This is a genomic window from Streptomyces sp. NPDC060035 (genome assembly GCF_042736635.1).
In the GTDB taxonomy this organism is placed as follows: Bacteria; Actinomycetota; Actinomycetes; order Streptomycetales; family Streptomycetaceae; genus Streptomyces.
Map to the genome: position 1 here is coordinate 1 of NZ_JBHWVO010000032.1, position 23,350 is coordinate 23,350.

A 23,350-nucleotide genomic window follows, 5' to 3' on the forward strand; every position below is an offset into this window, starting at 1 on the left:
GTCTCAGCGCCACCCTTCGACAGCCAGCCCCGTCGCCCGTCCTGCGTCTGCTCTGGCTTAGAACCCCACTGCCGAACCTCCCGATGCGCGCGCCCGCAATCGACGCCATTCACCGAGGTACTGCTCACTCAACTTCACTGCTGGGTACTGCACTTGCGGGTACTGCTGCCGCGTGAACTGCGGTACTGCTCACGGCGGCCCCTGATCACTGCGGGCCACCCGGTCCGGCCGTCAGCCCCGTCGCCGTCCTACAACAACCCTGGCTTCGAAACTCCACCACCGCACCGTCCTGCGAACTGCAACTGCGGTTACTGCTGCCCGCCAGTTCGTCTCTGCCGGGCCCTGCTGTCTCTCTGGGCTACGAGAGAAACCATAACCACGCCGCCACCACAATGTCTACTCCGGCCGACATAGATTTCTGGGACCCAGGTGGAGAGATAGTCGGCATCGGCCACGGAACGGGTGCGCGGCGGTCCCGCTCCGGCCAGGCTCGCCCACTCCGACCAGCGCCGTTACCGCCAACCTCGACTCCGCGAACACCACAGCCGCCCCGTCTGGCCATGCGGATGACCGCTCAGGACACGCGCCACAGCCGGCGCTCGCGCGGTTGACACACCACGGGCCGGGCATAAGCAGCGCCAGACAGGACCTGCGTGACGATCCAGAGACCAGGGTGACCTGATGGACACAATGAGCGTCAGCGTGGCAACCGCCCGTTCCACGGCATCCGTTGCCGGCGCACGCCAGAGCGCCCGGGAATTCCTCGAAGGTCTCGTACCGCCGGCGAGCGCGGCTGAGACTGCCGACACCGTGGTCCTGGTGGTCTCGGAACTCGTCACCAACGCCCTGCGCCACGGCGGCGGCACCTGCACCCTGGACCTCGCCGCGCACCCGGACAGCATCGAGGTGGCCGTACATGACCACAGCCCGCAAGCGCCGCTCATGCGCACCCCCGACCTGAACGACGGCACCGGAGGATTCGGCTGGCCCATGGTCAACCGACTCGCCCGCACCACCGCGGTGACCCGCGGGACGGCCGGCGGCAAGACCGTAAGCGCCCTTCTCGCCCGGTAGTACCAAACCACCGGTACCGACCGGCGGGGCGGGCAGCCACCTCAAGATCGATCTCACATGCGGCCGCTGTACCAATGTGGCCAAGCCCGAAATCAGCGAACCCGCGCCCAGGTACCGGCGCCTTCTCAATCACCTGTCTCGACGGGCAGGGCGGCGGGTAGCCCCTTCAGGGGCAGGGACTGGCGTTGGCCTCGCCTGGGGTGTTCGATCCTGCACTTCCCATCCGCCGGCTTCGCAAGCGCTCTGCCCCGGCCTGGAGTTCTCTCCGCCGTCGCGTGACCTCTTCCGTCATGAGGTCGTCGGTGTGGTTGCTGTGCCAGATGGTGCCCTCCCACTTCACACACTCCGGTGTCTTCTCGCGGAGGAGGATCGTGTCGGATGGCCTGTGGGAGCGGATCGAGCCGCTGCTGCCACGCAAGGAACGCCGATTCAGGCACCCGGGCCGCAAGCCGCTGCCAGAAACGCGCCTCAAGAGTTGGGCTTCGGCGCGGGCCTGACCTGCTGGCGGCGACTGCGGGACTGGAACGATGCCGACGTGTGGCAGAAGCCTCATCCCACGGACGAGGGGCTACAAAAGCCCAGCTCACAGCTGTTCAAGGCTCGTCCCGGACGCGTGAAAAACCACGTCCGCCACACCTTCTTGAGGCGTCCGCCACACGCAAAATGACCCCGCAAACCGCGTTTCCCCAGGTCAGAACGTTTCTCCTGGCGTGCGCAAGTGGGGCGGGTGGGACTCGAACCCACGGCCGACGGATTATGAGTCCGCTGCTCTAACCGGCTGAGCTACCGCCCCGTTTCGGCGTGGCGCGTACATGTGTGCGCGCCGTCTGCCGCAGCATAGCCGGTCATACGATCTCTTGCTGCGGATGGTCGGCTTCGCGTGACCATGAAGACTGCGCTGCATGCTGCCCGGTTCCGGCCGGTGCCGAATCGCCCCGAAAGAGTCGTCGGCAGGCCCTCGCCGGGCACGCGAAAAAGGACCCCGAAGGGTCCTCTTCCGTTCCGCTCCCCCGACTGGACTCGAACCAGTAACCCTCCGGTTAACAGCCGAATGCTCTGCCAATTGAGCTACAGGGGATCGCGCTCCCCCGACTGGACTCGAACCAGTAACCTGCCGGTTAACAGCCGGCTGCTCTGCCAATTGAGCTACAGGGGATTGTTCCGTTGCCTCGAATCGTACCTGCCTGGCGGCTGCCGAGCGGCGCGCGTTCGCTGCGACACATACATTAGCGCAAGCAGGGGGGTGCTTCGCCAATCGGTATCGCCCGGGGTGATCTCGGGTGCCCGCGGGTAGGCGGCCAGCACACGTTGCACAGAGCGAAGGAAGGGTGGCAGCCATGCGGTACCGGCTCACGTTCATCGCCGGAGTGGCCCTCGGTTACGTGCTCGGCACGCGAGCCGGGCGCGAGCGCTACGAGCAGTTGAAGAAGTCCGCACAGCGGCTCGCCGAGAACCCCGCCGTACGCAACGCCGCGGAGTCCGCCGCGCACGGCGGCCGGGAGTTCGCGGGCAAGGCGTACCACTCGGTGAGCGAGAAGGTCGGGGACAAGGTGCCCGTCTCCGTCTCCGACCGGGTGCGCTCGCTGCGGGAGCGCAGTGGCCACAACGGTCACCACGGGAGCGACGACTGGGGCACCACGAACACCTGACCCGGCCCTCTGCCGGGTGCCGGGTGGCGCCCGGTAGGGCAAAGCTCCGCCGGTGCGGCAGAATCCTGGGTATGGGCATAGTCGCCGGCTTGGACAGTTCATCCGCCTTCACTCATATCGTCGTCTGTGACACGGACACGGGTGCGGTGCTGCGGCAGGGGTATGCCGCGCATCCCATCGAGGCCAAGGCCTCCGAGGTGGATCCGCAGGCGTGGCTGCTGTCACTCGGTGAGGCGGCTTCCGGCGGTCTGCTCGAGGGTGTGCAGGCCATCGGGGTGTCCGCGCAGCAGCACGGCCTGGTGCCGCTGGACCGCCAGGGCAATCTCGTACGTCCGGCGCTGCTCGGCAACGACCGGCGGGCGCAGGTCGCCGCGGCCGATCTGATCGACGGGCTGGGCGGCCGGCAGGCCTGGGCCGAGGCGGTCGGGTCCGTACCGCAGGCCGCGCAGCCCGTGGCGAAGCTGCGCTGGCTGGCCCGCACCGAGCCGGAGAACGCGCAGCGTGTCGCCGCCGTGCTGCAGCCGCACGACTGGCTGGTGTGGCAGTTGCTCGGCCGGCCCTCCCGCCGGACCACCGACCGCGGTGCCGCGTCCGGCACGGGCTACTGGTCGGCGGGTTCCGGCTCCTACCGGCCCGATCTCGTGGAGCTGGCGCTCGGCCACCAGGCCGCGCTGCCCGAGGTGCTCGGTCCGTCCGACGCCGCCGGGACGACACCCGAGGGGCTGCTGATCTCGGCGGGGACCGGCGAGACGATGGGTGCCGCCTTCGGGCTCGGGGTCGCGGCCGGTGACGCCGTGGTGTCGTTGGGCGCGTCGGGTTCGGTGATGGCCGTGCACCACGAGGCGCTGGCGGATCCGAGTGGAATGATCACCTCGTTCGCCGACGCGACCGGCATGCATCTGCCGGTGGTCCACACCTCCAATGCCGTACGTGCGCTGCGCGGCACCGCCGAGATGCTGGGCCTGGACGATCTGGACGAGCTGTCCGCGCTGGCGCTGAAGTCGACACCGGGTTCCTCGGGGCTCGTACTGCTGCCGTACCTGGAGGGCGAGCGCACCCCGCAGCTGCCGCACACCGCGGGAACGCTGAGCGGGCTGCGGCGCGAGTCGATGAAGCCGGAGCATCTGGCGCGGGCGGCCTTCGAGGGGATGCTGTGCTCCCTGGCCGACGCGCTGGATGTGCTGCGCGGCCGGGGCGTGGAGGTGCGGCGGGTGTTCCTGCTGGGCGCGGCCGCGGAGCTGCCCGCCGTGCAGGCGCTGGCCCCCGCGGTGTTCGGTACGCAGGTCGTCGTCCCGCAACCCGCCCAGTACGCGGCGCTGGGTGCCGCCCGGCAGGCGGCGTGGGCGCTCGGGGTCTCCCAGGGGGCCCTCGACCCGCGGACTCCCCCGGCCTGGCAGGGTGCGGCGGCGCAGGTGCTGGAGCCGGGCGACGAGCTTCCGGTCGGCCGGGCCGTGCGCCAGCAGTACAGGGCGACCCGGGATCAGGTGCATCCGGGGGCCTTCGACGGCGCCGTCTGACGGACGCGGGGACCACGCCTGAGGAACGCGGGGATCGAGCTGGATTCTTGACCCGGGCTTGAGCAAAAGCGTTGGAGGTTGCGGTGCGGTGTACCGCAGGATGGAGCGGCCTTTGCCGTCCGTCGACTCCGAGAGACACGCGTGCTCATAAAACTTTTGCGGGCCTATCTGCGCCCGTACAGACCCACCATCGCGCTGCTCGTGCTGCTCCAGCTCCTGCAGACCTGCGCCACTCTCTACTTGCCCAGCCTCAACGCAGACATCATTGACAACGGTGTCGTCGAGGGGGACACGGGCTACATCCTGGAGTTCGGCGGCGTGATGATCGCTGTCAGCATCGCCCAACTCCTCTGCAGCATCGGCGCCGTCTACTACGGAGCGCGGACCGCCTCCGCGCTCGGGCGCGACGTACGGGCGTCCGTCTTCGACCGGGTGCAGTCGTTCTCCGCACGCGAATTCGGGCGCTTCGGGGCTCCTTCGCTGATCACCCGCACGACCAATGACGTCCAACAGGTCCAGATGCTCGTCCTGATGTCGTTCACCCTGATGGTGTCGGCGCCCATCATGTGCGTCGGCGGCGTCATCATGGCGCTCGGGCAGGACGTCCCGTTGTCGGCCGTGCTGCTGGCGGTGGTCCCGGTCCTCGGTATCTCGGTGAGTCTCATCGTGAAGAGGATGCGGCCGCTGTTCCGCACGATGCAGGAGCGGCTCGACACGGTGAACCGGGTGCTGCGCGAGCAGATCACCGGAAACCGCGTCATCCGCGCCTTCGTCCGCGACGGCTACGAGAAGGAGCGCTTCCGCGGCGCCAACACCCAGCTGACGGATGTGGCCGTGTCCACGGGCCGGCTGATGGCACTGATGTTCCCGGTCGTGATGACGGTGGTGAACCTGTCGTCCGTCGCCGTGGTCTGGTTCGGTGCGCACCGCATCGACAGCGGTGGCATGCAGATAGGTGCGCTGACCGCGTTCCTCGCGTATCTGATGCAGATCGTCATGTCGGTGATGATGGCCACCTTCATGTTCATGATGGTGCCGCGCGCCGAGGTCTGTGCCGAGCGCATCCAGGAGGTTCTGGAGACCGAATCGAGCGTGGTGCCGCCGACGGCTCCGGTCACGGAGCTGCGCAAGCACGGTCATCTGGAGGTAAGGGGCGCGGAGTTCCGCTACCCGGGGGCCGAGGAGCCCGTGCTGCGCTCGGTCGACCTCGTGGCGCGGCCCGGCGAGACGACCGCGATCATCGGGTCGACGGGCAGCGGGAAGTCGACGCTGCTCGGGCTCGTACCGCGGCTGTTCGATGTGACGGACGGCGACGTGCTGGTCGACGGCACGGACGTGCGGACGCTGGATCCCGTCCTGCTGGCGAAGACCGTGAGCCTCGTCCCGCAGAAGCCGTATCTCTTCTCCGGCACGGTCGCGACGAATCTGCGGTACGGAAACCCCGACGCGACCGACGAGGAACTGTGGCACGCGCTGGAGGTGGCCCAGGCCAAGGAGTTCGTACAGGAGCTGGAGCACGGCCTGGACGCGCCGATCGCGCAGGGCGGCACCAATGTCTCCGGCGGTCAGCGGCAGCGCCTCGCGATCGCCAGGACGCTGGTGCAGCAGCCGGAGATCTACCTTTTCGACGACTCCTTCTCGGCGCTGGACTACGCGACCGACGCCGCGCTGCGCCGGGCGCTGTCCCACGAGACGGCGGGTGCGACCGTGGTGATCGTGGCACAGCGGGTGTCCACCATCCGTGACGCCGACCGGATCCTGGTCCTGGACGAGGGCCGGGTCGTCGGGACGGGCAGCCATCGCGAACTGATGGACGGCAATGAAACCTACCGGGAGATCGTGCTCTCCCAGCTGACGGAAGCGGAGGCCGCCTGATGGCAGGGCCGGGCGGACGGATGATGGCCCAAGGGCCCACCGAGCGGTCCATGGACTTCAAGGGGTCCGGGAAGCGGCTGGTGAAGAGGTTCAGCAGGGAGAAGTCCTCGCTGTATCTGATGCTGGGCGCCGGAACACTGAGCGTGGCGCTCTCGGTGGTAGGGCCGAAGATCCTCGGCGGGGCCACGGACCTCATCTTCGCGGGGGTCGTCGGCCGGCAGATACGGGAGGGTACGACGAAGGAGCAGGCCATCGACGGCCTGCGGGAGCAGGGCAACGGCGGGCTCGCCGACATGCTGTCGGGGGTGGACTTCACCCCCGGCCAGGGCATCGACTTCGGCGCGGTGGGGAACGTCCTGCTGGCAGCACTGGTGGTCTACGTCGGCGCGGGGCTGCTGATGCTCGTGTCGACCCGTCTGTCGATCCGGGTGATCAACCGGGTCGTGTTCCAGCTCCGCGAGGATCTCCAGACGAAGCTGGCGCGGCTGCCGCTGTCCTACTTCGACCGGCAGAAGCGCGGCGAGGTGCTGAGCCGGGCGACGAACGACATCGACAACATCTCCCAGACGATGCAGCAGACGATGGGCCAGCTCATCAACTCCCTGCTGACCATCGTGGGCGTGCTGATCATGATGTTCTGGATCTCGCCGCTGCTCGCCCTGGTGGCGCTGGTGACGATCCCCTTGTCGGTGTTCGTCGCGGCCCGGGTCGGCAAGCGGTCACAGCCGCAGTTCGTGGCGCAGTGGAAGGTGACGGGCCGGCTCAACGCCCATATCGAGGAGATGTACACCGGGCACACCCTGGTGAAGGTCTTCGGGCGCCAGAACGAGTCCGCGAAGGACTTCGCCGAGGAGAACGACGCGCTGTACGAGGCGGGCTTCAAGGCCCAGTTCAACAGCGGGATCATGCAGCCGCTGATGATGTTCGTATCGAACCTGAACTACGTGCTGGTCGCGGTCGTCGGCGGTCTGCGGGTGGCGTCGGGTGCGCTGTCGATCGGCGATGTGCAGGCGTTCATCCAGTACTCGCGCCAGTTCTCGATGCCGCTGACGCAGGTCGCCTCGATGGCGAACCTGGTGCAGTCCGGCGTCGCTTCGGCCGAGCGGATATTCGAACTGCTGGACGCCGAGGAACAGGGTCCCGACCCGGAGACGGCCGAGCGGCCGAAGGAGCTGCGCGGCAGCGTCTCGCTGGAGAAGGTGTCCTTCAGGTACGACCCGGAGAAGCCGCTCATCGAGGATCTGTCGCTGAGTGTGGAGCCCGGACACACGGTCGCGATCGTCGGTCCGACGGGCGCCGGCAAGACGACGCTGGTCAATCTGCTGATGCGGTTCTACGACGTGACGGCCGGACGGATCACGCTCGACGGCGTCGATGTGGCGAGGATGTCGCGCGACGAACTGCGGTCGGGCATAGGGATGGTGCTGCAGGACACCTGGCTGTTCGGCGGCACGATCGCGGAGAACATCGCCTACGGCGCTTCGCGCGAGGTCACCCGGGAGGAGATCGAGGAAGCGGCGCGGGCGGCCCACGCCGACCGCTTCGTCCGTACCCTGCCGGACGGCTACGACACGGTGATCGACGACGAGGGGTCCGGGGTCAGCGCGGGCGAGAAGCAGCTGATCACCATTGCGCGGGCGTTCCTGTCGGACCCGGTGATCCTCGTGCTGGACGAGGCAACCAGCTCGGTGGACACACGTACCGAGGTGCTGATCCAGAAGGCGATGGCCCGTCTCGCGCACGGCCGGACGAGCTTCGTGATCGCGCACCGGCTCTCGACGATCCGGGATGCCGATGTGATCCTGGTGATGGAGAACGGCTCGATCGTCGAACAGGGCACGCACGACGAGCTGTTGGCGGCCAAGGGCGCCTACGCCCGGCTGTACGCGGCACAGTTCGCGCAGGCACTGGCCGAGGTGGACTAGAAGGAGCGCGCTGACGGGCCGTCCGGCTGACTGCCGGGCGGCCCGTTGGTGCGTGTGGGCCGGAACGCGATGCCGGTCGGTCTGTTGGTCAGTCCAGGTAGCCGCGGAGCTGGTCGGCGAAGGCGTGGTCGCGCAGCTTGTTCAGGGTCTTGGATTCGATCTGCCGGATGCGTTCGCGTGTCACTCCGAAGATCCGGCCTATTTCTTCGAGCGTGCGGGGCCGCCCGTCGTCCAGCCCGTAGCGCAGCTGGACCACCTTCCTCTCCCGCTCCCCGAGGGTGGAGAGCACCGCCTCCAGGTGTTCGCGCAGGAGAAGGAAGGCGGCGGACTCGACGGGGGAGGCGGCGTCGCCGTCCTCGATGAGGTCGCCGAAGGAGACATCGTCCTCCTCGCCGACGGGGGCGTGCAGCGAGACCGGTTCCTGGGCGAGGCGCAGGACTTCGCCGACCCGTTCGGGCGTCAGGTCGAGCTGGGCCGCGACCTCTTCGGCGGTCGGCTCGTAGCCGCGCTCCTGGAGCATGCGGCGCTGGACCCGTACGACCCGGTTGATCAGCTCGACGACATGCACCGGGACTCTTATGGTCCGGGCCTGGTCGGCGAGGGCGCGGGACATCGCCTGGCGGATCCACCAGGTCGCGTACGTGGAGAACTTGTAGCCCCGGGCGTAGTCGAATTTCTCGACGGCCCTGATCAGCCCGAGGTTTCCCTCCTGGACAAGATCGAGCATGGTCAGCCCGCGGCCGACGTAGCGTTTGGCCACGGAGACGACGAGGCGGAGGTTGGCCTCGATGAGCCGGCGCTTCGCCGTGCGTCCCATGACCACGAGCCGGTCCAGATCGACGGCGAGCCGGGTGTCCGGGTCGGGGGTGCCTGCGAGGCGTTCCTCGGCGAACAGGCCCGCTTCGACGCGGCGCGCCAGTTCCACCTCATCGGCGGCGGTGAGCAGCGGGATCCGTCCGATCTCCCGCAGGTACTGGCGGAACAGATCGGAGGACGGACCGCCGGCTTCCGGGCGGCTCCGTGACTCCGGGGGTTCGGGAACCTCCACCGGTTCCTCCATCACCGGGTCGGGTGCACCCCGCGGCGGTCCCGCCGCCTCGGGATGGCGCGTGGCCCGGTTCTGCGCGGGAATCGCCGGGACATGCTCGGTCGTGGTCGTCACGGTCCGGGTCTGCACGGGGGGCGACCTCCAGGTGATCGCTGCCGGATCGCGGGGATGGGGGTCCGCCTTCGGTGGACCGTCCGCGCTCCGATGACTCAGGCACCGGCCCCCAGTGTGGGGTACGACACATCGCTGCCACGAGGGGCGTGCGGTGACTTTCTGAGTCCGGTGCGTGACCGGCCGATTACCGGGCGGGTCGGGCGGCGCTACGGATCAGAGGGCGTCGGCGCCGTTGCTCCGCAGTGACTGGGCGTACTGCTGGAGGACCCAGACCTCGTTCTGCGCGGCGGCCAGATGATCGGGGGCCACGTTGCTCCCCAGGCGGGCGAGGCTGCCCTGGACGTCGTCGATCCTGCGGTCGACTGCGCGCAGGCGGACCTGGACGAGCTGCATGCCCGCGTACGTCTCGTCGATGGACTTGCCGTGGAACACCTCGACGGCGAGCTCGGTGACGAGGTTGCGCACGGTGTCGTTGGGCGCCAGGTCCAGGACGCTGACCAGGTAGTCGCGGGTCTCGGCCAGGCCCTGCTCGGCGCCGCCCGCCTCCGCGATGCACTGGCGCACCGCGGCGTACGGCGGGGCGGTGAATTCGTCGATGCCGTAGGCGTCGAAAGCCGGGGAGACGAGGGCGGGCTTCTGCAGGGCGAGCTTGAGCAGCTCGCGCTCGGTGCGGTGGGCCGGGCTGCGGAGGTTCAGCGCGGGGCCGGAGGGTGCCGAGGGGGCCTGGACCGGCTGCTGGGCTCCCCGGCGCGTGGGTCCCGGTCCGGCGGGGTCGCGGTCGCCCCGGCTGCGGGCCCACTGGGCGAGCTGGGCAACACGGTGTACGACGAACTCCTGGTCGAGGATGCCGACGAAGCCGGCGAGCTGGACAGCCACCTCTCGCTGCACGCTGCTCGTCTTGATCTTCGCCACCACCTGCGCCGCCTCGTCGAGCGCCGCGGCGCGGCCCGCCGGGGTCTCCAGGTCGTAGCGGGCGACGATCTGGCGCAGCGCGAACTCGAAGAGCGGGGTGCGGGGTTCGACCAGGTCACGGACGGCGTCGTCGCCCTTGGCCAGCCGCAGATCGCACGGGTCCATGTTGTCCGGGGCGATGGCGATGTAGGTCTCGGCGGCGAACTTCTGGTCGTCCTCGAAGGCGCGCAGGGCCGCTTTCTGGCCCGCCGCGTCGCCGTCGAAGGTGAAGATGACGCGGGCGCTGCCGTTGTCCATCAGGAGTCGTCGGAGGATCTTGATGTGGTCGTTGCCGAACGCCGTGCCGCAGGTGGCGATGGCGGTGGTGATCCCGGCGAGGTGGCAGGCCATGACGTCGGTGTAGCCCTCGACGACGACGGCCCGGCTGACCTTGGCGATGTCCTTCTTGGCCAGGTCGATGCCGTACAGCACCTGGGACTTCTTGTAGATCGAGGTCTCGGGGGTGTTGAGGTACTTCGGGCCGTTGTCGTCGTCGCGGAGCTTGCGGGCGCCGAAGCCGACGATCTCTCCGGAGGTGTCGCTGATCGGCCACATGAGCCGACCGCGGAAGCGGTCGATGGGGCCGCGGCGGCCGTCCTGGGAGAGGCCGGAGGTGATGAGCTCCTTGTCGCTGAAGCCCTTGCCGCGCAGATAGCGGGTGAGGTGATCCCAGCCGGCCGGGCTGTATCCGACGCCGAAGTGGGCTGCGGCGTCCTGGTCGAAGCCGCGCCCGGCGAGGAACTTGCGGCCGATCTCCGCCTCGGGGCCGTCCAGCTGCTCGCGGTAGAAATCAGCGGCGATCTTGTGGGCCTCGACCAGCCGGATGCGTTCGCCGCGCTGGTGGGAGGGGTTGTAGCCACCCTCCTCGTACCGCAGGGTGATGCCCGCCTTGGCGGCGAGGCGCTCGACCGTCTCGGAGAAGGTGAGGTGGTCGATCTTCATCACGAAGGCGATCGTGTCGCCGCCCTCCTGGCAGCCGAAGCAGTGGAAGAGACCCTTGCTCGGGCTCACCTGGAAGGAGGGGGACTTCTCGTCGTGGAAGGGGCACAGGCCCTTGAGGTTTCCGCCGCCCGCGTTGCGCAGTTGGAGGTACTCGGAGACAACGGCGTCGATCGGGACCGCGTCCCGTACCGCCTTCACGTCGTCGTCATTGATCCTGCCTGCCACGAGTGAAGTCTACGGGTGGGGCCGGACATCCGGGACCGGCCGGCGGCGGGGCCGGGGTGCCCGCCGCCGGCCGGTCCCGGCTGTCCACCGGGTCAGAGAAGCGACGCCAGCGGCACCGACGGGTCGCCCAGGGCGTCCGGGTCGGTCTGCTGACCGGCCCGGATCAGCTCCTGGACGGTCTCCGTGACGTCCCACACATTGACGTTCATCCCGGCGAGCACCCTGCGGTCCTTCAGCCAGAAGGCGATGAACTCACGCTTGCCGGCGTCCCCCCGGATGACGACCTGGTCGTACGAACCCGGCGGCGCCCAGCCCGAGTACTCCAGGCCGAGGTCGTACTGGTCGGAGAAGAAGTACGGGACCCGGTCGTAGGACACCTCCTGGCCGAGCATGGCCCGGGCGGCGGCCGGGCCGCTGTTCAGGGCGTTCGCCCAGTGCTCCACCCGCAGCCGGGTGCCGAGCAGTGGATGGTCCACGGCGGCGATGTCCCCGGCGGCGAAGATGTGCGGATCCGAGGTACGCAGGGAGGCGTCCACGGCAACGCCGCCGCCGTGCGCCCGGTCGGCCATGTCCAGCCCGGCCGCCTCGGCGAGCGCGGTGCGCGGGGCGGCGCCGATCGCGGCGAGCACGTCGTGGGCGGGGTGCTCCTCGCCGTCGTCGGTGCGGGCGGCGAGGACCAGTCCGTCCTGCCCGGTGATCTCGGTGAGACGGGCGCCGAAGTGGAAGCGGACGCCGTGGTCGGTGTGCAGATCGGTGAAGATCTGGCCCAGCTCCGGGCCGATGACGTGGTGGAGGGGGGTCGAGGAGGGTTCGACCACGGTGACCTCCGCGCCGTAGCCGCGGGCAGCCGCGGCAACCTCCAGACCGATCCAGCCTCCCCCGGCGATGACCAGATGGCCGTTGTCCCGGCCGAGGGCGGCGAGCACGTTGCGCAGCCGGTCGGCGTGGGCGAGGCGGCGCAGATGGTGGACGCCGACCAGGTCCGTGCCCGGGATGTCGAGGCGGCGCGGTTCGGCGCCCGTGGCGAGCAGCAGCTTGTCGTAGTGGACGACGGTGTTGTCACCGAGCTGTACGGAACGCCCGTCCCGGTCGATGGACGTGACCACCTGCCCCAGGTGGAGCTCGATGTCCGCCCGGGCGTACCAGGCCGTCTCGTGGACGAAGGTGCTGTCCCGCTCCTCCTTCCCGGCCAGATACCCCTTGGACAGGGGAGGCCGTTCGTACGGATGGTCGCGCTCGTCCCCGATCAGGATCACCCGGCCGGTGAAGCCCTCCGCCCGAAGTGTCTCGGCCGCCTTCGCTCCTGCAAGTCCTCCGCCGACGATGACGAACGTCCGGTTTGCGTCGACCACTTGATGCCTCCTCGGTGCTGTGCTGCGCGGCGCCGCCACCTGCGAGCGTCCCGCACGCAGCGTGATGGCGAAAGAGGGTGTACCCCGATCGGTCACATCCAGGTGTCATGTGCCCTGTCGTGGTCCAGTCTGCCGAACCCGGGTGAGCGTCCCGTGCAGGGAACGGGCCGAGGCGTCCGTGAGGGCCGCGATCTGGTCGACGAGGACCCGCTTGCGGGCCCGGTCGTCGGGCGCGGCCCCGTACAGGGCGCGGAACTGCGGTTCGAGCCCCTCCGGGGCGCGGGCGGTGAGCGCGGCAGCGAGCTCCGCGATGACGATCCGCTGGTCGGCGCGGATGGCCTCCTGCTCGGCGCGCTGCATGACGTAACGGTCGGCGACGGCCTTGAGCACCGCGCACTCGTTGCGGACCTCGCGCGGGACGACGAGTTCGGCGCCGTACCTGCCGAGCCGCCCGGGGCCGTACGCGCCGTGGGTGGCGGACTCGGCGGCGAGGCAGAACCGTCCGATGAGCTGGCTCGTCGCGTCCTTCAGCCGGGCCTGGGCGACCGCGGAGCCGTCGTAGCCGTGCGGCCACCACTCCTGGCCGACGAGCCGGTCGAGGGCGTCGGCGAGCTCCTGCGGGTCGGTGTCCGCCGGGACGTAACGGCCGATGGCGACCTCCCAGATGTCCCGGCGCTCCGGTTCGGCGAAAAGACAGCTGGGGTCGATGTGCCCGGCGTGGAGTCCGTCCTCGAAGTCGTGCACGGAGTAGGCGACGTCGTCGGACCAGTCCATGACCTGGGCCTCGAAGCACTTGCGGTCCTGCGGTGCGCCCTTTCGGACCCAGTCGAAGACCGGCAGGTCGTCCTCGTACACCCCGAATTTCGGTGAGCCGGGATCGGTCGGGTGCCCGCCGCGGGGCCAGGGGTACTTGGTGGCGGCGTCCAGGGCGGCACGGCTCAGATTGAGTCCGACGCTGACGAGCTCGCCGGTGCGGGTGTCGCGGACGAACCGCTTGGGCTCCAGCCGGGTCAGCAGGCGCAGCGACTGGGCGTTGCCCTCGAAGCCGCCGCAGTCCGAGGCGAAGTCGTTGAGTGCCTGTTCGCCGTTGTGGCCGAAGGGCGGGTGGCCCATGTCATGGGAGAGGCAGGCCGTCTCGACGAGATCGGGATCGCAGCCGAGCGCGGCGCCCAGCTCGCGGCCGACCTGGGCGCATTCCAGGGAGTGCGTCAGCCGGGTCCGGGGGCTGGCGTCCCAGGCGTGGCCCCGGGTTCCGGGGGTGACCACCTGGGTCTTCCCGGCGAGCCTGCGCAGGGCGGCGGAGTGCAGTACCCGGGCACGGTCGCGCTGGAAGGCGGTGCGGCCCGGCCGTTTGTCGGGCTCGGTGTCCCAGCGCTCGGTGTCGGCCGTGCCGTAGGGCGTGGTGTCACCCTGTGTGTCCCGGAAGTCGTGCGTACCGTCCATGACCTCGACAGTAAACGGCCGGGCCGACAGGACGGCTCAGGCCGACGCCAGCAGTCGCTCGCCCGGCAGGGATCCTTCCGCCGTCACCCGGTCGTACCGGTGCAGCAGCAGTCGTGCCATGGACGGGTGCGCGCCGAGCGGAGCGGAGGCGATCCACGGTGCCGCGGCGGCTGCCGCCGCGGCGAAGCGGCCGGGTGCGGTGAAGTACGAGGCCACGGCCACCCGGTGCCGGCCGCGTGCGGCGAGGGCGCGCAGGGCGACCGGGACGGTGGGCGTGGCAGCCGATGCGTACGCGGGTACGACGGGCACTCCGCCGAGACGGTCGCTGAGCATTCTTGCGGTGCGGCGGGTGTCGACGGCGGAATCCGGGTCGCGCGATCCGGCTGCTGCGAGCACGACGGCGGCGCTGCGGCTCCTGCCGTCCTCTGCCTGCCAGCCCGCGTCGACGAGCCGCTCGTAGAGCGTCTCGACCAGCAGCGGGTGCGGCCCGAGGGGGGCGGCTATCCGGGTCCGCAGCTCGCTCGCGGCCTCGGCGGCCAGCGGCAGGTCGTGCCTGACGTGGTGACCGCGGCCGAGCAGCAGCGGTACGAGTACGGCGTCGCCCGCCCCGATGCCTTCCAGCGTCGCCGGAAGCAGGGGTTCGTTCAGCTCGATGTGGCCGAGCCGTACGTCGAGGCCGGGGCGCAGTTCCCGTACCCGTTGCAGGAGCTCCTGGACGGTGCGCAGGGCCTGCGGGTCCCGGCTGCCGTGCGCGACGGCGACCAGGGTGGGGGCGAAGGGCCCCCCATCGCCGCGGTGGGCGTCGTTCCAGGTGGGGTGCATAGGCCTGCGGGTTCCGTTCAGGGAGACGAGGCTGAGCTGGGTTCCGAGCTGTGAGGTGATGCGGGTCAGGAGTTGCGCTGTGCTGTCGAGGGGCAGGGGCTCACGAGGGTGTTCCGGTGCCGTCTCCGTCATGGACCGATGGTGCCGGGCGGACGTTGCCGTGCCGTTTCGCACCGGTGACGGGTGCTTTCCGCTGTCTCACGGGGCGGGCGCGGGCGGTGTCAGGACCGGCGTTTCGCATCCGTCGGCCCGTTCGGAGAACCCTTTCCCTCCTCTGTTCGTCCCGTTACATGAGGAAACCGGTACCGAAACAGGGGGATTCATGCGGCTGAGGGCACTGAAGCGGCCGGCGGCTCCGGGGTGGCTCGCGGCGATGCGGCCGCGGCTGCCGCGCACACGACGCGGGCAGCGGTGGCTGCTGCAGGGGCTGATGATCGCCTGTGCGGTGGCCCTGGCGCCCGCGACCTGGCTGCACGCCACGGCAGACGCCCGCGTACGGACCACGGCCGACGCTCCCGCGCAGCAGGTCGCCGTGGTGTTCGGGGCCGGGCTGTGGCAGGGCAGGCCGACGCCGTATCTCGCGCACAGGCTCGATGCCGCGGCCGAGCTGTACCGGAGTGGCAAGGTGAAGGTCGTGCTGGTCACCGGGGACAACAGCCGGGTGGAGTACGACGAGCCGGACGCCATGCGCACGTATCTCACCGCCCGCGGGGTGCCGGACGGGCGGATCGTCAGCGACTACGCCGGATTCGACACCTGGGACTCCTGTGTCCGGGCAAAGAGGATCTTCGGGGTCGACCGGGCGGTTCTGGTGAGCCAGGGCTTCCACATCCGGCGGGCCATCGCCCTGTGCCGGACCGCCGGGATCGACGCATATGGAGTGGGGGTCGACGCCGTACACGATGCGACCTGGTACTACGGCGGGACGCGGGAGGTGTTCGCGGCGGGCAAGGCCGCCCTGGATGCCGTGTTCAAGCCGGATCCGCACTTCCTGGGGCCGCGCGAGCCCGGAGTGACCGAGGCGCTCGCCGCCGACCTCACCGTCGGCGACGGCCCGGGCTGAGGTGCGCGTACCGGGGGCGTAACCGGACGCATCGGTGCCCGTAATACCCGGCTCGCACGCTGGGCGTATGGCCCGCACCGAGACGTCCACCCATTGCCCGTACTGCGCGCTGCAGTGCGGGATGAAACTGCGACCGGGTACCGATGGCGCGGTGCCCGAGGTCGTGGAGCGCACCGATTTCCCCGTCAACCGGGGTGCCCTGTGCGGCAAGGGGCGCACCGCGCCCGCCGTGCTCGCCGCCGGTGTACGGCTGACCGAGCCCCTCGTGCGCGACGCGGTGAGCGGCGAGCTGGAGCCGGCCGGGTGGGACGAGGCCCTGGAACGGATCGCGGGCGCGCTGCGCGGGACGCGGGACGGGCACGGGGCGGACGCGGTGGGCGTCTTCGGCGGCGGCGGCCTCACCAACGAGAAGGCGTACGCGCTGGGAAAGTTCGCCCGTGTCGTCCTCGGCACTTCCCAGATCGACTACAACGGGCGCTTCTGCATGTCGTCGGCGGCCGCGGCGCACCAGCGGGCCTTCGGGCTCGACCGGGGGCTGCCGTTCCCCCTGGAGGACATCCCGCGGACCGGGTGCGTGATCCTGGTCGGCTCGAACCTCGCGGAGACGATGCCGCCCGCGCTGCGCTATCTGACCGAGCTGCGGGAGAACGGCGGCCGGCTGATCGTCATCGATCCGCGCCGCACGAGGACCGCCGAGCAGGCCGATCTGCATCTGACGCCCCGGCCGGGAACGGATCTGGCGCTCGCGCTCGGCATGCTGCATCTGGTCGTGGCGGAGGGGCGGGTGGACGAGGAGTTCGTCCGCACCCGCACGAACGGCTGGGACGAGGCCAGGGCGGGGGCGATGGCGCACTGGCCGGAGCTGGTGGAGCGCATCACCGGGGTGCCCGTGCCGCAACTGCGCGAGGCAGTGGAGATGTTCTGCGGGGCGGAGACCGGAATGGTTCTCACGGCGCGGGGTCCCGAGCAGCAGTCGAAGGGGACGGACACGGTCGGTGCGTGGATCAACTTCTGCCTGGCCACCGGCAGGGCGGGGCGCCCGCTGTCCGGGTACGGCTGCCTGACCGGCCAGGGCAACGGCCAGGGCGGCCGGGAACACGGCCAGAAGGCCGACCAGCTGCCCGGCTACCGCAAGCTCACCGATCCGGCCGCGCGCCGCCATGTGGCCGGGGTCTGGGGCGTCGACCCCGATGCGCTGCCCGGGCCGGGGCGCAGTGCGTACGAGCTGCTGGACGCGCTGGGACAGGACGTGAAGTCCTTGCTGGTGATGGGTTCCAACCCGGTCGTCTCCGCCCCGCGCGCCGGACACATCGAGGAGCGTCTGCGGTCACTGGATTTCCTGGCGGTCGCGGATGTGGTGCTGTCGGAGACGGCGGCGCTGGCAGATGTGGTGCTGCCGGTGACGCAGTGGGCGGAGGAGAGCGGCACCACGACCAATCTGGAGGGCCGGGTGCTGCTGCGGCAGCGGGCGGTCACGGCGCCGCCGGGGGTGCGCAGCGACCTGGAGGTGCTGAACGCCCTGGCCGGGCTCCTGGGGCACGGGAAGGGCTTCCCGGCCGATCCGGAGGAGGTGTTCGACGAGCTGCGGCGGGCCTCGGCGGGCGGTCCCGCCGACTACGCGGGCATCACCTACGCCAGGATCGTGGCGGAGGACGGGGTGTTCTGGCCCTGCCCGGACGAGGAGCACGCCGGGACGCCGCGGCTGTTCCTCGAGCGGTTCGCGACGGACGACGGGCGTGCCAGGTTCGTGCCGGTCACCCACCGGCCGGCCGCGGAGGAGACGGATGCCGAGTACCCGGTCGTGCTGACCACCGGTCGGGTCGTGTCCCAGTACCAGTCGGGGGCGCAGACCCGCCGGGTGGACGAGCTGAACGCCGCAGCGCCGGGCCCCTTCGTGGAGCTGCATCCGCGGCTCGCCGAGCGGATCGGGGTGGCCGAGGGCGATACGGTCGCGGTCACCTCACGGCGCGGGCGCGCGGTTGCGCCGGCCCGGATCACGGTGGGCATCCGGCAGGACACCGTGTTCATGCCGTTCCACTGGCCGGGCGAGGGCCGGGCCAACACCCTGACGAACCCGGCCCTGGACCCGGTGTCGCGCATGCCGGAGTTCAAGGTGTGCGCGGTGCGGGTGGAGGCCGCCGGGTGAGCCATGCCCCGGAGGGGATGGGTGTCCCGTCGTTGCGCAGGGTGCGGGTGACCGCGGTGGCCGCGAAGTAGACCCAGGCGCGGACCTGCTCGCCCGGTTCCGGCCCGGGGACCACCTGCCGGACCACCCGCTCGTACAGGTTGCGCGGGTGGTCCGGGCCCAGGTACTCCTCCAGGTCGTCCAGGAGCCGGAGCAGTTCCCCGTACGATCCGGGCGCGGCGGTGACGAGTGCACCGTGGACCGTGCCGTGGCCCTCGATGGCGTACGGATATCCGGGGCCTTCGTAGAGGAGGGCGCCCGGCAGTACCGCCGGGCGTTCCGCGCTCGTACGGCCCTGCAGGAACAGGTCGTGGTTGCGCTCGCCGGGGAGCAGCGTGCCGTACACGAAGAACGGCAGGCCCGCGTCGGTCACAGGGCCGCCGCGGACGCCGTCTCCGCCGTCACCCAGGCGAGGTAGCGGGCGCTGCCGCGCACCACGGGCGTCGCGATGATCTCCGGGGTCTCGTAGTCGTGGGCCTCGACGAGGTGGGCCTCCAGCTCGTCGTACCGGTCGGCCCTCGTCTTGAACAGCACCTGCCATTCCTCGGTGGTCTCGATGGCGTTCTTCCACCGGTAGACCGAGGTGACGGGTGCGGAGATCTGGGCACAGGCGGCGAGCCGTGCCTCCACAGCGCCCTGGGCCAGGAGGTGGGCCTTCTCCTCGCTGTCCGTCGTGGTCAGTACGGTCAGCCATGCCGGCTCTGTCATCCCCGGGGCTCCTCGTCTTGTCGGCATACGGGCCCCTCGATTGTCGTCCCCTGCGGTGTCAGGCGCCGTACGGATGCCGTTCCCTCGCCTCGCGCAGGGCGCGGCCCCACCAGACCAGCTGGTCGAGCATCGTCTTGGCCGCGGCGTCCGAGGGTGCCGGGTCCTTGTGCCTGCCCCGGTCGTCGAAGAGCGCACCCGCGTTGTGGAAGGAGACGGTGTCGCGTACGGAGACGGCGTGGAGTTCGGCGAAGACCTGGCGGAGGTGTTCAACGGCCCTCAGGCCGCCGGAGATTCCTCCGTAGCTGACGAAGGCTACGGGTTTGGCCTGCCATTCGGCGTAGTGCCGGTCGATGAGGTTCTTCAGCGGGGCCGGGTACGAGTGGTTGTACTCGGGGGTGAGTACGACGAAGGCTTCGGCCTGCGCCAACCGGTCTGCGACGTCCGCGAGTCGGGCGCCGGGGCGGTGGGACAGGGCGGCCGGGATCTCGGACTCGGCGACATCGATGAGGTCGGTCTCGATGTCCGGGTGACCTGCCGCCCGGTCGAGGAACCACTCGGCGACAACGGGCGCGAAGCGGCCCTCACGGTTGCTGCCGAGGATGACGGCCACCTTCAGAGGGGCGGGGGATGCGGTGGGAACAGGTGCGTTGAGGTCCATGCATCGCAGCCTCACGCCTCAACCATGGTTGAGGTCAAGTCGCCTCGCGTCGCGACCTACGGTGGGGCGCATGACACCTACCGCAGCCCCGACGTACATCGAGATCAACGGCCATCGGGCCACCGGGGAGGATCTTCGGGTCCCGGCCCTGGCCGGCTACGGCCATTTCACAGCGATGCAGGTCAGGGACCGGAGGGTGCAGGGTCTCGCCCTGCACCTGGACCGGCTGGACTCGGCGAACCGGGAACTGTTCGGCCTGCCCCTGGGCGGGGAACATGTGCGCGGGCTGATCCTGCATGCGCTCGACGGCGCCGGGGTACGGGACGCGTCGGTGCGGGTGAACGGCTTCCTCCCGCCGGGCGCCACGGCGACGACACCGATGGTGACCGTGCGGGAGCCCGCGAGGATGTCCACCGCGCCGAAGAGCCTGATGTCCGTGCCGTATGCGCGCACCGTGCCCCATATCAAGCGCCCGGGCGAGTTCGGCCAGACCTATTACGGACTGCTGGCACAGCGGTCCGGCTTCGACGAGGCGCTGCTGACGGCGCCCGGCGGCGTGGTGACCGAGGGATCGATCACCAACATCGGTTTCTGGGAGGGCACTTCGGTGGTCTGGCCGGATGCTCCCGCGCTGACCGGCATCACCATGGCCCTCCTGGACAGCGGCCTCGCACAGGACGGCCGGCCGTCGCAACGGCGCCCGGTGACACTGGAGGGCCTGGGTGCCTACCGGGCGGCCTTCGTCACCAACTCGCAGGGCATCGCACCGGTCCACCGGATCGACGACACCTCCTTCGCGGTCGACGAGGAGCTGATGAAGAGGATCGGGCAGGTCTACGAAAGCGCCCCCTGGGACACCATCTGAACCGGCTCCGTGTACCGCCGGACGGCAGGTGCAGGAGCATGGGCGCCATGCAGATCCATATCGAAGCCTCAGAACTCCCCGGCCGCACCTGCCGCCCGGGCACCGAATTCGCCGGTTTCGAGAACATCCATGTAGGCGTGCAGCGCACGGACAGGCCTGACGAGCTGCTGGGACTGCATCCCGGGGATGCCCCCTTCGCGGCCTGGACACTGGACTGCACCGCCACCCCCACCGGCGACGGCGTCGAGCTCGCGGGGCCGTACATCCAGAACCGGCTCGGCGGGCGCTTCGTCTATCTGTCCTGGGGCACCGTGGACGAGTCCGGTGTCTTCACCATGTTCCGGCGCGCCAAACTGATGATCGGCGATATCGACCGGAGCGTCCTCGATGCCGCCACCCGGACCGGGCACCTCACCGCGCGGCTGCGTCTGACCGACGACAAGGGGCAGCCGCGGTGCGCCCGCGTACGCCCTCCGGACATCACGTGGTCCGCCACGGGCGGCACATGACACCGCCCTCACCGGTCCCAGGGGGGATTGGGCCGGTGAGGGCGGTTGCCTTGGGGGCGGCCGGGGGGCTGCCGTCCCGTGGGGGGGGTGTACACCGTGTGCCCCGACCCTGCAGGACCATGTATGTGATGTGCGTCACACAACATGGTGCGTGGCGTCACCCGATCGACACCCGGCGGGCCCAGCAGCCGGCGCCACCGCCACGACCTGCACCGGGCCTGACAGGCAGGCGCATCCGACAGGTCCGTGCGAGTGAAATCTGACCATGCGTCAGCAGGCAGGAGGCGGGCGCGGCCCGTTGTCTCGGAGGCAGGACACACCCGCCTGCCCGGAGGATTCCCATGCGCAGCCCTGCCCGCCTCGTGACCGGTACCGCCGCCGCGGCACTCTCCGCCGTCGCGCTCGGCCTCGCCACCGCCGCCCCGCCCGCGTACGCGGGCGACCTCGGCAAGCTGGAGTTCGCTCCGGCGTCCGCCGCCCCCGGAACCTCGGTCACCGTGAGCACCACCGCATGCGGTCCCGACGGCGCGGGCATCGGCGACGCGAACGACCTCGGCGCCGGGGACTTCGACCTGAAGCCCGGCACCCACAAGGAGGTGGTGACCGGCCGGTTCACCGTGCCGCAGGGCACCGAGTCCGGTACGTACGTCGTCGCGGTGTCCTGCGACGACGGCAAGGAGGCCACCGGGGATCTCGAGGTGACCGCGGGCTCCGGCTCCGCGGCCTCCGCGGGCTGGCCCAAGCCCGAAGAGACGGTGGAGCCCACGGCCTCCTCCGGCTGGCCCAGGCCCGAGCCCGAGCCCCGGCCGACCCGGCCCTCCGGACACGTCGGGACGGGCGTCGGGGGGAGCGTGGGGCCCGACACCGCGCAGATCGCCGCGGGCGTCGGCGTCCTCGGGGCGGCGGCCCTCGGCGGCGCCTGGCTCCTGCGCCGCCGCTCGAACGGCTCCCAGGACAGCTGAGGCCGGCGGGGCGAGGACAGCGACGTGGACGGGACGACCAGGAAGGCCAGGGCCTGGCTGGTGGGCATCGCCGCGCTCTGCGGCGTCTGGCTGGTCCAGAACGGCTCCGCCACCCAGCTCGTCCCGCCCCAGCCGTCCACGGCCGAGGCCTTCGCCTCAGGTCCCGAACTCCCGGCCGGCTCACCGGTCGCCGAACCGCTGCACCCCTCCGAGCCGGTCCGGATCCGCATTCCGGGCGTCGGCGTGGACGCACCCATGATGCGGCTGGGCCTGGGCCGGGACGGCAGCCTGGACGTACCGCCTGCCGGGAACCGCAATATCGCGGGCTGGTTCAAGGGCGGCGCCCCGCCCGGCGCGAAGGGCACCGCGATCGTCGCCGGTCATGTCGACAACGCCCAGGGCCCGTCGGTCTTCTACGCGCTCGGGTCGCTGAAGAAGGGGGCCCGGGTCGAGATCGACCGCAAGGACGGCCGCACCGCCGTCTTCTCGGTCGACGCGATCGAGGTGTACGACAACGAGGACTTCCCCGACCAGCGGGTCTACGGCGCCTCGGCGCACGCTTCTCTGCGGCTGATCACCTGCGGCGGCGGCTTCTCGCAGCAGACCGGCTACCTGGGCAACGTGGTGGCGTACGCCCACCTCACCGAGGTGCGGTGATCAGGCCGTCCACTGGTCGAAGCCGAGCTTGGCGACCAGCGAGAACACCACGACCAGCAGGACCCCCCGGACGAAGTCGCTGCCCTTCCTGAGCGCCATGTGCGCTCCGAACATGCCGCCTGCCAGATTGAATACGGCCATCAGCGCGGCCAGCTGCCACAGCACGGTGCCCTGGTAGGCGAACATCGCCAGCGCACCGGCGTTGGTGCAGACGTTCACGATCTTGGCGGTGGCGGACGCCGTCACCAGATCGAGGTGGAGCACGGCGGTCAGGGCCAGCACCAGGAAGGTTCCCGTGCCCGGCCCGAACAGCCCGTCGTAGAAGCCGATACCTCCGCCGACCAGCACGATCGCGGTGATGGTACGGGCCCGGGTGACCTTTTTGCCCGTCCCGTCGCCGGCCGCCGCCGTGCCGAAGGACGGCCGCAGCATGACGAAGGCCGCGACACCGAGCAGCACCACCATGATCACCGGGCGCAGCACATCGCTGCTGATCCCCGCGGCGAAGAACGCGCCGGTCATCGATCCGGCCAGCGCCATGAGCCCGATCCGCACGGCGGTCCCCACCTGCACCGGCGCCTTGCGTACATAGGTCACTGCGGCCCCCGAGGTGCCGACGATGGCGACCGCCTTGTTGGTGCCGAGGATGTGAGCGGCCGGAACGTTCGGCAGACCCAGCAGCAGAGCGGGCAGGAGGAGGAGCCCTCCGCCGCCCACCACCGCGTCGATCCAGCCCGCCGCCGCAGCGGCCAGGCAGAGGAGGACGAGGGTGGTCAGCGTTATCTCGGGCATGTCGTGACCTTAGG

20 protein-coding genes, 3 tRNA genes and 1 pseudogene are annotated in these 23,350 nt (G+C 70.4%); 12 read left to right on the top strand and 12 right to left on the bottom strand.

Annotated elements, in window-relative coordinates:
• Nucleotides 1-681: 681 nt before the first annotated feature.
• Both ACFWBQ_RS33310 and ACFWBQ_RS33315 read left to right on the top strand, forming a co-directional pair.
• Nucleotides 682-1,074, top strand: a complete 393-nt coding sequence (locus ACFWBQ_RS33310) for an ATP-binding protein (RefSeq protein WP_385505868.1) — start codon at nt 682-684, stop codon at nt 1,072-1,074.
• 320 nt (nt 1,075-1,394) lie between these two features.
• A pseudogene (locus ACFWBQ_RS33315) lies at nt 1,395-1,627 on the top strand (hypothetical protein); the annotation flags it as partial.
• A 166-nt stretch (nt 1,628-1,793) separates the two neighbouring features.
• Here the strand turns inward: ACFWBQ_RS33315 and ACFWBQ_RS33320 are convergent.
• From ACFWBQ_RS33320 to ACFWBQ_RS33330, 3 genes are all read right to left on the bottom strand, one after another.
• Nucleotides 1,794-1,867: transfer RNA gene (locus tag ACFWBQ_RS33320), tRNA-Ile, on the bottom strand.
• 212 nt (nt 1,868-2,079) lie between these two features.
• Nucleotides 2,080-2,152: transfer RNA gene (locus ACFWBQ_RS33325), tRNA-Asn, on the bottom strand.
• A gap of 5 nt (nt 2,153-2,157) precedes the next feature.
• Nucleotides 2,158-2,230, bottom strand: a tRNA-Asn gene (locus ACFWBQ_RS33330).
• A gap of 181 nt (nt 2,231-2,411) precedes the next feature.
• Here ACFWBQ_RS33330 and ACFWBQ_RS33335 point away from each other — a divergent pair.
• The 4 genes from ACFWBQ_RS33335 (at nt 2,412) to ACFWBQ_RS33350 (ending at nt 8,040) form a co-directional block, all read left to right on the top strand.
• The gene (locus tag ACFWBQ_RS33335) at nt 2,412-2,723 is read left to right on the top strand and encodes a YtxH domain-containing protein (RefSeq protein WP_385505870.1); all 312 of its coding nucleotides are present in this window, start codon (nt 2,412-2,414) and stop codon (nt 2,721-2,723) included.
• A gap of 71 nt (nt 2,724-2,794) precedes the next feature.
• Complete coding sequence (locus tag ACFWBQ_RS33340) at nt 2,795-4,240, top strand: FGGY family carbohydrate kinase (protein ID WP_385505874.1); 1,446 nt, start codon at nt 2,795-2,797, stop codon at nt 4,238-4,240.
• 141 nt (nt 4,241-4,381) lie between these two features.
• Complete coding sequence (locus ACFWBQ_RS33345) at nt 4,382-6,115, top strand: ABC transporter ATP-binding protein (protein ID WP_385505877.1); 1,734 nt, start codon at nt 4,382-4,384, stop codon at nt 6,113-6,115.
• Nucleotides 6,115-8,040: an ABC transporter ATP-binding protein gene (locus ACFWBQ_RS33350; RefSeq protein ID WP_385505882.1), complete on the top strand. Its 1,926-nt coding sequence runs from the start codon at nt 6,115-6,117 to the stop codon at nt 8,038-8,040. Before ACFWBQ_RS33345 ends, ACFWBQ_RS33350 begins: the two co-directional genes overlap by 1 nt.
• A gap of 88 nt (nt 8,041-8,128) precedes the next feature.
• On the opposite strand, the gene ACFWBQ_RS33355 is transcribed toward ACFWBQ_RS33350, so the two are convergent.
• From ACFWBQ_RS33355 to ACFWBQ_RS33375, 5 genes are all read right to left on the bottom strand, one after another.
• On the bottom strand, nt 8,129-9,217 hold the full coding sequence (locus ACFWBQ_RS33355; protein WP_385505886.1) for an RNA polymerase sigma factor: 1,089 nt from the start codon (nt 9,215-9,217) through the stop codon (nt 8,129-8,131).
• Nucleotides 9,218-9,415: 198 nt separating this feature from the next.
• Nucleotides 9,416-11,320, bottom strand: coding sequence for a DNA primase (gene dnaG, locus ACFWBQ_RS33360; RefSeq protein WP_385505888.1), 1,905 nt, complete (start codon nt 11,318-11,320; stop codon nt 9,416-9,418).
• 92 nt (nt 11,321-11,412) lie between these two features.
• Nucleotides 11,413-12,672: an NAD(P)/FAD-dependent oxidoreductase gene (locus tag ACFWBQ_RS33365; RefSeq protein WP_385505891.1), complete on the bottom strand. Its 1,260-nt coding sequence runs from the start codon at nt 12,670-12,672 to the stop codon at nt 11,413-11,415.
• A gap of 105 nt (nt 12,673-12,777) precedes the next feature.
• On the bottom strand, nt 12,778-14,115 hold the full coding sequence (locus tag ACFWBQ_RS33370) for a deoxyguanosinetriphosphate triphosphohydrolase (RefSeq protein WP_385505894.1): 1,338 nt from the start codon (nt 14,113-14,115) through the stop codon (nt 12,778-12,780).
• Between the two features lie 36 nt (nt 14,116-14,151).
• A complete protein-coding gene (locus ACFWBQ_RS33375; protein WP_385505896.1) occupies nt 14,152-15,069 on the bottom strand; it encodes a sirohydrochlorin chelatase in 918 nt (305 codons plus the stop codon).
• Nucleotides 15,070-15,259: 190 nt separating this feature from the next.
• On the opposite strand from ACFWBQ_RS33375, the gene ACFWBQ_RS33380 reads away from it, so the two are divergent.
• Nucleotides 15,260-16,000: a vancomycin high temperature exclusion protein gene (locus ACFWBQ_RS33380; RefSeq protein ID WP_385505897.1), complete on the top strand. Its 741-nt coding sequence runs from the start codon at nt 15,260-15,262 to the stop codon at nt 15,998-16,000.
• A gap of 67 nt (nt 16,001-16,067) precedes the next feature.
• Nucleotides 16,068-18,146 carry a molybdopterin oxidoreductase family protein gene (locus tag ACFWBQ_RS33385; RefSeq protein ID WP_385505899.1) on the top strand — a complete coding sequence of 693 codons (2,079 nt, stop codon included), beginning with the start codon at nt 16,068-16,070 and terminating at the stop codon, nt 18,144-18,146.
• On the opposite strand, the gene ACFWBQ_RS33390 is transcribed toward ACFWBQ_RS33385, so the two are convergent.
• Genes ACFWBQ_RS33390 through ACFWBQ_RS33400 form a run of 3 tightly spaced genes read right to left on the bottom strand, consistent with a single transcriptional unit; the run spans nt 18,109 to nt 19,551 of the window.
• Complete coding sequence (locus tag ACFWBQ_RS33390) at nt 18,109-18,558, bottom strand: gamma-glutamylcyclotransferase family protein (RefSeq protein WP_385505901.1); 450 nt, start codon at nt 18,556-18,558, stop codon at nt 18,109-18,111. The two genes, ACFWBQ_RS33385 and ACFWBQ_RS33390, sit on opposite strands and share 38 nt — an antisense overlap.
• Nucleotides 18,555-18,893, bottom strand: a complete 339-nt coding sequence (gene cutA / locus ACFWBQ_RS33395) for a divalent-cation tolerance protein CutA (protein ID WP_385505903.1) — start codon at nt 18,891-18,893, stop codon at nt 18,555-18,557. Before cutA ends, ACFWBQ_RS33390 begins: the two co-directional genes overlap by 4 nt.
• A 58-nt stretch (nt 18,894-18,951) precedes the next feature.
• Nucleotides 18,952-19,551 (bottom strand): NADPH-dependent FMN reductase, encoded by a 600-nt coding sequence (locus tag ACFWBQ_RS33400; RefSeq protein WP_385505904.1) that lies wholly within the window; start codon nt 19,549-19,551, stop codon nt 18,952-18,954.
• 70 nt (nt 19,552-19,621) lie between these two features.
• On the opposite strand from ACFWBQ_RS33400, the gene ACFWBQ_RS33405 reads away from it, so the two are divergent.
• From ACFWBQ_RS33405 to ACFWBQ_RS33420, 4 genes are all read left to right on the top strand, one after another.
• Nucleotides 19,622-20,416: an aminotransferase class IV family protein gene (locus ACFWBQ_RS33405; RefSeq protein ID WP_385505906.1), complete on the top strand. Its 795-nt coding sequence runs from the start codon at nt 19,622-19,624 to the stop codon at nt 20,414-20,416.
• A 47-nt stretch (nt 20,417-20,463) separates the two neighbouring features.
• On the top strand, nt 20,464-20,925 hold the full coding sequence (locus tag ACFWBQ_RS33410) for a DUF5990 family protein (protein ID WP_385506040.1): 462 nt from the start codon (nt 20,464-20,466) through the stop codon (nt 20,923-20,925).
• A gap of 341 nt (nt 20,926-21,266) precedes the next feature.
• The gene (locus ACFWBQ_RS33415; RefSeq protein ID WP_385505908.1) at nt 21,267-21,887 is read left to right on the top strand and encodes a hypothetical protein; all 621 of its coding nucleotides are present in this window, start codon (nt 21,267-21,269) and stop codon (nt 21,885-21,887) included.
• Between the two features lie 24 nt (nt 21,888-21,911).
• Nucleotides 21,912-22,544: a class F sortase gene (locus tag ACFWBQ_RS33420; RefSeq protein ID WP_385505909.1), complete on the top strand. Its 633-nt coding sequence runs from the start codon at nt 21,912-21,914 to the stop codon at nt 22,542-22,544.
• On the opposite strand, the gene ACFWBQ_RS33425 is transcribed toward ACFWBQ_RS33420, so the two are convergent.
• Complete coding sequence (locus ACFWBQ_RS33425; protein ID WP_385505911.1) at nt 22,545-23,336, bottom strand: sulfite exporter TauE/SafE family protein; 792 nt, start codon at nt 23,334-23,336, stop codon at nt 22,545-22,547. It abuts the gene before it with no gap.
• Nucleotides 23,337-23,350: the final 14 nt, after the last annotated feature.

Excerpts from the sequence above, each read along its gene's own strand:
- ACFWBQ_RS33310 (WP_385505868.1), top strand. The coding sequence starts at position 682 with ATGGACACAATGAGCGTCAGCGTGGCAACCGCCCGTTCCACGGCATCC.
- ACFWBQ_RS33335 (WP_385505870.1), top strand. The coding sequence starts at position 2,412 with ATGCGGTACCGGCTCACGTTCATCGCCGGAGTGGCCCTCGGTTACGTG.
- ACFWBQ_RS33340 (WP_385505874.1), top strand. The coding sequence starts at position 2,795 with ATGGGCATAGTCGCCGGCTTGGACAGTTCATCCGCCTTCACTCATATC.
- ACFWBQ_RS33350 (WP_385505882.1), top strand. The coding sequence starts at position 6,115 with ATGGCAGGGCCGGGCGGACGGATGATGGCCCAAGGGCCCACCGAGCGG.
- ACFWBQ_RS33370 (WP_385505894.1), bottom strand. The coding sequence starts at position 14,115 with ATGGACGGTACGCACGACTTCCGGGACACACAGGGTGACACCACGCCC.
- ACFWBQ_RS33375 (WP_385505896.1), bottom strand. The coding sequence starts at position 15,069 with ATGACGGAGACGGCACCGGAACACCCTCGTGAGCCCCTGCCCCTCGAC.
- ACFWBQ_RS33380 (WP_385505897.1), top strand. The coding sequence starts at position 15,260 with ATGCGGCTGAGGGCACTGAAGCGGCCGGCGGCTCCGGGGTGGCTCGCG.
- ACFWBQ_RS33385 (WP_385505899.1), top strand. The coding sequence starts at position 16,068 with ATGGCCCGCACCGAGACGTCCACCCATTGCCCGTACTGCGCGCTGCAG.
- cutA (WP_385505903.1), bottom strand. The coding sequence starts at position 18,893 with ATGACAGAGCCGGCATGGCTGACCGTACTGACCACGACGGACAGCGAG.
- ACFWBQ_RS33400 (WP_385505904.1), bottom strand. The coding sequence starts at position 19,551 with ATGGACCTCAACGCACCTGTTCCCACCGCATCCCCCGCCCCTCTGAAG.
- ACFWBQ_RS33405 (WP_385505906.1), top strand. The coding sequence starts at position 19,622 with ATGACACCTACCGCAGCCCCGACGTACATCGAGATCAACGGCCATCGG.
- ACFWBQ_RS33410 (WP_385506040.1), top strand. The coding sequence starts at position 20,464 with ATGCAGATCCATATCGAAGCCTCAGAACTCCCCGGCCGCACCTGCCGC.
- ACFWBQ_RS33415 (WP_385505908.1), top strand. The coding sequence starts at position 21,267 with ATGCGCAGCCCTGCCCGCCTCGTGACCGGTACCGCCGCCGCGGCACTC.
- ACFWBQ_RS33425 (WP_385505911.1), bottom strand. The coding sequence starts at position 23,336 with ATGCCCGAGATAACGCTGACCACCCTCGTCCTCCTCTGCCTGGCCGCT.